The following is a 7,852-nucleotide window of genomic DNA, read 5'->3' on the forward strand; positions in this document are numbered from 1 at the left end:
TACAAAAGAGATAGGTTTGCAAATGACGCGTCAATGCGCCGCTCGGTTGTGCGTGTCTGGCGCGGCCTTTGACACATCTGGGCTCACTGCCGACCGCGGCCATCGCGCGTGTCGTTCGGCGCAACGGCAGGTCAGACCCGCGCGCAAGGTCAAGTCACCGCTGTCGCATGGGGCGGCGCATCACCGGCACCGGCTAGGATCGGATCATCAGAAGTTCCGCCGTCACGCAAACGGAATTTCGCAGCCGTGTCAGGCGGCCGTCCCGGTGGACGCCGTCAAACCCGACCGAGATCGAGTTTAGCCGCGCCTGTCCCTGCCGAAAATCGGCCTCGGTCAGGAAAACCTCCGTCGCGTAGCTGTCGAGGCCGGGCCCAGCGTCGAAACAGGCGCCCACGACGCTGCCGATCCCCTCGATCCGCGCCTCGGCAAACCCGTGCGCTTCTGCCAGTTCCTCGACCGCGGCGGTGATATCCTGATTGGGTTGCAGGGTGCAGAGCAAGGCGTCCTGCCCCCCCTCATGCATAGGCGACGCCTGCGGCTGGAACAGGGAAAACCATGTCTCTGGATCGTGCTCGACGGCCAGCGTCGCGCCCGAAACGGCCCATCCCGTCACCACGCAATCCTCGGCGATTTCGCTTTCGGTGGGCAGGAGGTGCCCCATCGCAGGCTCGCCGCTGTCGCCGCGCCACAGCCCGTGGCAATGGGTGAAGGGGGCGCCGTCGCGCAGCCCGAGGTGAACGCCCGCCGTCAGGATGCGCGGACGATCATCGATCCGCCTCGTGGCGCTGTACCATGCCGCGTGCCCGTCGCCCGGCGCGGGTGCCGGTATCACGTAGGACAGGTTCGCCATCGGCACGTTCTCCAGCCGCAGGTAACCGGCGTTGTGCCCCTGCGCCTCAAAGCCCTGCGCCACCGCATCCCCAAATGTCAGCCCCGCCCGCAGCCGCACTTTCACCGGGTGGGCGCGGCAGGCCACCGCCCGCCGGCGGTCGGTGGCCGCCGGGCCGGGATGACGAATGATCCTGCCCGTCGCCTGATCCGTCATGCCGTCGTGCCGGGCAACTGGCCGCGCGCTTCAAGCTCCTGCCGGATCATCTTCTTGGTGATCTTGCCATAGGCGGATTTTGGCATCTCGTCCCAGAACACCATCTCGCGCGGCAGCTTGTAGCGTGATATCCGGGCTTCCAGCCAAGTGAGGATCTCGGTCTTGTCCGGGGTGCCGCCCTCGCGCGGGACGCAGACGGCAAGCCCGACCTCGCCCCAGACAGGATCGGGGACGCCCAGAACTGCGGCTTCCGATACCGCCGGGTGCATCAAAAGCTTCTCCTCGATTTCACGCGGATAAATATTGGACCCCCCCGAGATGTACATGTCCGACGCGCGCCCCGTCAGGTAGACGAAACCCTGCGCATCCATATGGCCCAGGTCCCCCGTCAGGAACCAGCCATCGCGGAAATTCTTGGCGTTGGCGTCTGGGTTGTTGAAATACCCCGCAAAGACGGCCGGGCCAATCACGGCGATCTCGCCGGTTTCGCCCGTGGCCACTTCCTCGCCCTTGTCGTTCTGGATCTGCACCTGCATTCCGGTGCGGGCAAAGCCGCAGGTGCCGACACGCATGGCCGCGTCATCGGTGTGATGATGCACCGGCGGTAACACGGTGATGTTGCCCGTCACCTCGCCCAAGCCGAAATACTGCACCAGCACCGGACCCAGCTTTTCGATCGCCAGCACCTGATCGGCGCGGTACATCGGCGCGCCCGCGTAGATCACATATCGTAGGCTGGAACGATCATGCAGGTCGACCGACGGGTGCTCAACCAGCAGCTTGATGATGGTCGGCACCATGAAGGCATTGGTAACGCGCCACTTTTCGACCAGTGCCCAGATCTCGGCCGGATCAAATTTCTCACCCGCTGGCAAGATCGTCTTGACGCCATGGGCGACTTGCGCAAGCTGATGCACCCCGGCCCCGTGCGACAGCGGCGCCACCACGATCGAGGCGTCATCGGGCCCGGTTCCCGGCATCAGGTCACACAGGTGGTTGGTGATGACGAAAGCCATCTGGCCATGCGTCAGGACAGCGGCCTTGGGCCGGCCCGTCGTGCCCGAGGTGAAGAAGAACCAAGCCGGGTCGTCGCGCTGCACGGCGACGGGGGAAGGTGTCTGGCCTTCGTGCCGGGCGATTATGGCTTCGTAATCCTCGGCGAACTCGGCTTGGCCGATGGCCACGGTGAACGCCACCTGATCGCCGCAGGTGGCAGCATGATCGGCGAAAGCTGCCCCGCAGATCAGCCCGCGCGCCTGAGCGGATTCGGCAAGCCAGCCAATCTCGTCCGGGGACTGTCGGAAATTGGCCGGCACCCAGACGGCGCCCACACGCCAGCACGCGAACATTGCTTCGAACATCTGGTTGCAATTGGCCGATTGAACCAGGATCCGGTCGCCCTTGGCGACGCCGAAATCATGAATCAGGGCATGGGCAAACGCCGCCGAGCGTGCCTCCATCCGCGCCCAAGACCAGGTATGCGCGCCCCAGACGAAGCCGATATCGTCGCCCAGCCGGCGGGCGCTTTCGGTCAGAAAATGCGACAGGTTCATCACCCGCGTCGAGGTCGGGGTGACGCCGTTTGACAGATCTATTGTCATTTCGCGCGCTCCAGGATCGACACGTAGTTGGCCACGGCGGCCCCGCCCATGTTGAACACACCGGCCAGCGTCGCGTCAGGGATCTGCATGTCGCCCGCATCGCCTGTCAGCTGCATCGCCGCCATGACATGCATCGAAACGCCTGTGGCGCCAATCGGGTGCCCCTTGGATTTCAGCCCGCCCGAGGGGTTGACCGGCAGGCGGCCATCCTTGCGGGTGACACCCTCGCGGATCACGCGATACCCCTCTCCGGGGACGGCGAGGCCCATTGCCTCGTATTCCAGCATCTCGGCCACGGTAAAGCAGTCGTGGCTTTCCACCAACGACAGATCGTCAAGGCCTATGCCGGCCTCTTCCAGCCCGGCCTGCCATGCCATGCGCGCCCCGCGGAATTCCAGGACGTCGCGGCGCGAAAGCGCCATGATGTCATTGGCCTGAACCCGTGCGCGAAAGGCGATGGCGCGCTCCATTCCGGCAGCGGTTTCCGCGTCTGCGAGCACCAGCACGGCGGCCCCGTCCGAGACGAGCGAGCAGTCTGTCCGGCGCAGCGGCCCGGCCACGCGGGGGTTCTTCTCGGAAACCGTGTTGCAGAAGGCCACGTCGAAATCCTTGTGCATGTGCGCCAGCGGGTTGGCCATGCCGTTGGAATGGTTCTTCGCCGCGATCATTGCCAGTTCTTCGGACTTGTCGCCGTAGCGCTGGAAATAGGCCGATGCGATCTTGCCGAAAAGGCCCGCGAAACCACCCTCGATATCGGCTTCCTCACGCCGGTAGCTGGCGCTCAGGAGGATGTCGCCAACCTCGTCGCCGGGGGTGGCTGTCATCTTCTCGGCCCCGACCACCAGCGCGATGCGACCGCGACCGGATTCGATGAAATCCATCGCGCCGTGCAGGGCCGCGGAGCCTGTCGCGCAGGCGTTCTCATAGCGCACCGCCGGAGTGTGCGCGAAGCGCTCGTCTCCCATCGCCACCAGCGCACCTTGAAAATCCTGCTTCGAAAAGCCGTTGTTGAAGACGCCGGCAAAGATGCCGTCCACATCCTCGGGCGTAATCCCGGCATGTTCCATGGCAGGGCCGACCGCCGCCGCCATAAGGCTTTCGGTGTCGGGGTGTTCGGATTTGCCGAAGGGCGTGTGACCCCATCCGACGATCTGTGCTTTCGTCATCCGTTTCTCCTTTCAGGATGCCCGGGGCGCGCCGCACGCGGCGCTTACCCCAGCCGTTCTGCGATTTTCGCGGCTTCGGTTTTCAGTTGCGAAACAAGTTCCAGCCGGCGAGGCTCTTTCATGCGGCTTTCCACGGCAGCAAGCGACACCGCACCGGAAAGGCCGCCATCAGGGCCGTGCAGGGCGATGCCGATGCCCCACGAATCGGTGAAGATCAGGCCGGGATTCAGGGCGTAGCCATCACGCCGCGTCCGGGCGACATGATGGCGGATGCTGTCGGGCGACAGGTGCGGGTAATCTGCGGCCAGAATCGCGGCATTGGCCTGCAGGACATCCTCCACCTCGTCGTCGGGCAGTGCGGCAAGCATTGCCAGCGATCCCGCCCCAACGCCTAGCGGATGCTGCGCCCCGGACATCAACGCGTAGGTGCGAATCGGGTATGCGCCTTCTTCGCGATGCAGGCAGACCGAAGACATCCCGCGACGCACTGAGATGAACGCCGCATCCCCGGTTTCGCGCGCAAGATGCACCAGACTGCCCATGGCCTGTTTCAAAAGGCCGTGCCGCCCCGAGGCGCGCAGCCCCAGGATGAACGCTTCTTTGCCAAGGTGATAGAGGCGGCTTTCGTCATCCTGTTCGATCAACCCCGCGCGGATCAAAGCCAAAAGCAGGCGCCGCGCCGTGGCCTTGTTGAGCCCCGATCGCACAACCACTTCCGACAGCGTCAGGCCGCCGCCGGATTGCCGGCCGATGAGGCTTAGCAGTTCGAGCGCGCGATCGACGCTTTGCGCACCGCGAAGTTGGCCGGGATCCTGCATTAGTTCCACTATATGAACCTGTAGTTTCTTTTAGCACGGGTATTTCGGATGAATTTTCTTTATATTGGCTTTTTCCGATATCTTTTTGCAAGTTTTTCTTGTAAAATTTGAAAAAAGTGGTTCATCATATGGACGTTTGCTGCTTACCTTTGCAGCCTAAACGCTTATAGCCCTGCCTTGGGGTGAAGCTTGGAGGAGGAAGACGATGTTTGGAGGAGGAAAACAATGAATTTTGCCAAAGTCGGTCGCGTGGCGGCTGCCTCGATGATCACGGGTGCCCTGATGGCAAGTGCCGTCTCGGCCGAGACACTGCGCCTGTCACACAACACCGGCGACAGCACCACCTGGCACAAGGGGGCCGAACGGTTCGGCGAACTTCTGGCCGATAAGACCGGCGGCGATCTGGATGTGCGGGTCTTCCCGAACGCCCAGCTTTCCGGCGGGGATCAGATGCGCCAAGCCGAGATGGTGGGCCGCGGCGCGCTTGACCTTGTCGTGACATCGGCGATCAACGTGACCCCGCTCGTGCCCGAAATGGCGGTGTTCTCGCTGCCCTATCTCTATGCCAACTATGACCAGGTCGATGCCACAACCCAAGGTGCACCGGGCGAAATGCTTTCGGATATCCTGCTGGAAAAGGGTATCGTGGTTCTGGCTTGGGGCGAGAACGGTTTCCGCGAAGTGACGAATAACGTGCGCCCGATCACATCGCCCGAGGACATGGAAGGCCTGAACATGCGTGTGGCCGGCCCAATGTATATCGACGTGATGAACGAGTTGGGGGCTAACCCCCAGCAGATGCAGTGGGGCGAGACGATGACCGCGCTGCAACAGGGCGTCGTGGACGGACAGGAAAACCCGATCGGCGCGGTGATCATCCCGCAGCAGATCTACGAGGTGCAGGAATACCTGACGACATGGCACTATTCCTATGACCCGATTTTCCTGGGCATCTCGAAGGACAAGTGGGACAGCTACGATTCCGACATGCAGACCGCACTTAGCGAAGCCGCGCAGGAGGCGATGGACTATCAGCGCCAGATCACCCGCGAGGACACAGCCAGCGGCCTTGATTTCCTGCGCGAGCAAGGCATGGAGATCTACGAGCCGACGGCGGAAGAACTGGACGCGTTCCGGACCGCCACGAAACCGGCCTTCGACGAATGGGCGGACAAGGTCGGCGCGGACATCGTGAACACCTTTCAGGAAGCGATCGCGAACGCTGACTGAGTGATCGGTTTCTCACGGGCAGGCCCTTTTTGGGTTTGCCCGTCCTTCTTTTCCGCGACGGATGACAGGAGCATGCGACAATGAGGTTTCTTCTGCGTGACGCGGAAAAGATTATCTGCGCGTTCATTTTCCTTGGCATGACCCTGCTGGGATTCGCCAATGTCGTCGTTCGTTACGCCACGAACTTGTCGCTGGCCGCCACCGAAGAATTGTTGACCAACGGGTTCCTTCTGCTGACGGTATTCGGGGCAGCGCTGGCCGCCCGCCGGGGGGAGCATCTGGCAGTGACGCTGGTGCATGACATGATGCCCCGCGTGCTATGGAAGCCCGTCCTCGTGCTCTCCGCGGCCCTGTCGGTCGGCCTTCTGGGGATGTCAGCCTGGTTTTCCTGGCAATCGCTGGCCAATCTCTACGCCAACGGCATGAATTCCTACGCGCTGGGCATTCCGGCCTGGTACTATCAAGCGGCGGTGCCCTTTGGGTTCGCGCTGATCATCCTACGCTACCTGCAGCATGTGGTCGAAATGCTGAACGGGCCTGCCCGGCAGGTGCTGCCGGATGTTTGAGTTTTTCACCGATATCACCGCTGGATCGCAGATGGTGATCGTATTTTTCCTGCTGATGGCCCTGCGTCTGCCGGTGGCATTCGCGCTCGGCTTGTCGGCGATCTACACCATGTGGAAGATCGGGTTCGGGTTCGACCTTGCGGGTGATCTGATCGCCACCGGCATTACCAAGTTCTCACTTCTGGCGATCCCGTTCTTTGTCCTCGCCGGGACACTGATGGGCTCGCTCGGGATCGCAGAGCGGATGATCCGCTTTTTCCGGGTGCTGGTGGGCAGCCTGCCCGGCGGCATGGGGGTTGTCGGCACGGTCGTTTGCCTGTTCTGGGGGGCGGTCAGCGGCTCTGGCCCGGCATCGGTGGCGGCCATCGGCCCGATGATCATCAAGGGCATGGAAGAGGATGGCTACAGCCGGGCCTATGCCGCCGGGCTGGTCTGCACCGGGGCGGCGCTATCAATCGTGGTTCCGCCCTCGATCGGGCTGGTGATCTACGGCGTGATCGCCGAAACCTCGATCTCGCGGCTCTTCATCGCGGCGATCATTCCGGGGATCTTCATGGGAATGACCATGCTGGCCGTGCTGCCGCTAGCGCGCCGCGGGCGCGCGGTGGCGGATCGTTCGGCGCTAGAGGCGCTCAGCCCCGACCCCTACGCGGACCTCGCCTATCGCCGGAAGCTTTGGCTGACCTTTCGCGAAAGTTTCTGGGGCCTGATGACCCCGGTCGTGATCCTGGGCGGGATCTATTCCGGCATCTTCACCCCGACCGAGGCCGCGCTGGTCGCCACCGTCTACGCGCTGGCCGTCGGCGCGCTGGCCTATCGGACGCTAACGTTTCGCGGGCTTTACGACGCGCTGGGCAACGCCGCCGCCTCCTCGGCCGTGGTGATGCTGGTCGTGGCCTATGCCAGCCTGTTCGGCTGGGTCGTCACGGTCGAGGATCTGGTCGGCAGCTATTCCACCGCCCTTTTGGGCATCAGCCAGAACGAATGGGTGATCCTGCTGGTGATCATGCTGGTCCTCGTGCTTGCCGGAATGTTCATGGACGCGGTAACGGTGATGTTCATCTCGCTTCCGATCTTCCTGCCCGTTGTGCGCGAGCTGGGCTGGGATCCGGTCTGGTTCGGCGTGCTTGTGATGGTGAACCTGGCCATTGGTCTGATTACGCCACCTGTCGGCATCAATCTCTACGTCGCGGCGAATGTCACCAAGCTCTCGATCGAGAAGGTGGCGCGCGGTGCCATGCCGTTCTTGCTGGTCAGTCTTGTCGGGCTCGGCGTGATCGCCGCCTTCCCGTCGCTTTCACAGGTGCTGGTAGAGTGGATGAGATGACCCAGACCACCGCATTTTCCCGATAACCGGAGATCCAAATGACACCGAAAACCGCAATCGTGACCGGCGCTGCCCGCGGCATCGGCCTTGCCACCACCC

7 protein-coding genes are annotated in these 7,852 nt (G+C 63.0%); 3 read left to right on the forward strand and 4 right to left on the reverse strand.

Features of this window, described 5'->3' with window-relative positions; all coding sequences use genetic code 11:
• Positions 1 to 193: 193 nt before the first annotated feature.
• From ACH107_RS27500 to ACH107_RS27515, 4 genes are read right to left on the reverse strand one after another with little or no spacing between them, the layout of a single operon-like run.
• A complete protein-coding gene (locus ACH107_RS27500; protein ID WP_412508869.1) occupies positions 194 to 1,045 on the reverse strand; it encodes a hypothetical protein in 852 nt (283 codons plus the stop codon).
• Entirely contained in the window at positions 1,042 to 2,646 is a 1,605-nt protein-coding gene (locus ACH107_RS27505; protein WP_412508871.1) for an acyl-CoA synthetase, read from the reverse strand. The genes ACH107_RS27500 and ACH107_RS27505 overlap by 4 nt, the downstream gene beginning before the upstream one ends.
• On the reverse strand, positions 2,643 to 3,812 hold the full coding sequence (locus ACH107_RS27510) for an acetyl-CoA acetyltransferase (RefSeq protein WP_412508872.1): 1,170 nt from the start codon (positions 3,810 to 3,812) through the stop codon (positions 2,643 to 2,645). The genes ACH107_RS27505 and ACH107_RS27510 overlap by 4 nt, the downstream gene beginning before the upstream one ends.
• 44 nt (positions 3,813 to 3,856) lie before the next feature.
• Positions 3,857 to 4,630, reverse strand: a complete 774-nt coding sequence (locus ACH107_RS27515) for an IclR family transcriptional regulator (protein ID WP_167198150.1) — start codon at positions 4,628 to 4,630, stop codon at positions 3,857 to 3,859.
• Positions 4,631 to 4,855: 225 nt separating this feature from the next.
• Here ACH107_RS27515 and ACH107_RS27520 point away from each other — a divergent pair, with 225 nt between their 5' ends.
• The 3 genes from ACH107_RS27520 to ACH107_RS27530 all read left to right on the forward strand — a co-directional run bounded on the left by ACH107_RS27520 (position 4,856) and on the right by ACH107_RS27530 (position 7,753).
• Positions 4,856 to 5,860 carry a DctP family TRAP transporter solute-binding subunit gene (locus ACH107_RS27520; RefSeq protein ID WP_167198061.1) on the forward strand — a complete coding sequence of 335 codons (1,005 nt, stop codon included), beginning with the start codon at positions 4,856 to 4,858 and terminating at the stop codon, positions 5,858 to 5,860.
• A gap of 80 nt (positions 5,861 to 5,940) precedes the next feature.
• The gene (locus tag ACH107_RS27525; RefSeq protein WP_167198058.1) at positions 5,941 to 6,426 is read left to right on the forward strand and encodes a TRAP transporter small permease; all 486 of its coding nucleotides are present in this window, start codon (positions 5,941 to 5,943) and stop codon (positions 6,424 to 6,426) included.
• Positions 6,419 to 7,753 (forward strand): TRAP transporter large permease, encoded by a 1,335-nt coding sequence (locus tag ACH107_RS27530; protein ID WP_412508874.1) that lies wholly within the window; start codon positions 6,419 to 6,421, stop codon positions 7,751 to 7,753. Before ACH107_RS27525 ends, ACH107_RS27530 begins: the two co-directional genes overlap by 8 nt.
• The last annotated feature ends 99 nt before the right edge of the window (positions 7,754 to 7,852 follow it).

It is taken from the genome of Roseovarius halophilus (ex Wu et al. 2025) (assembly GCF_047086965.1).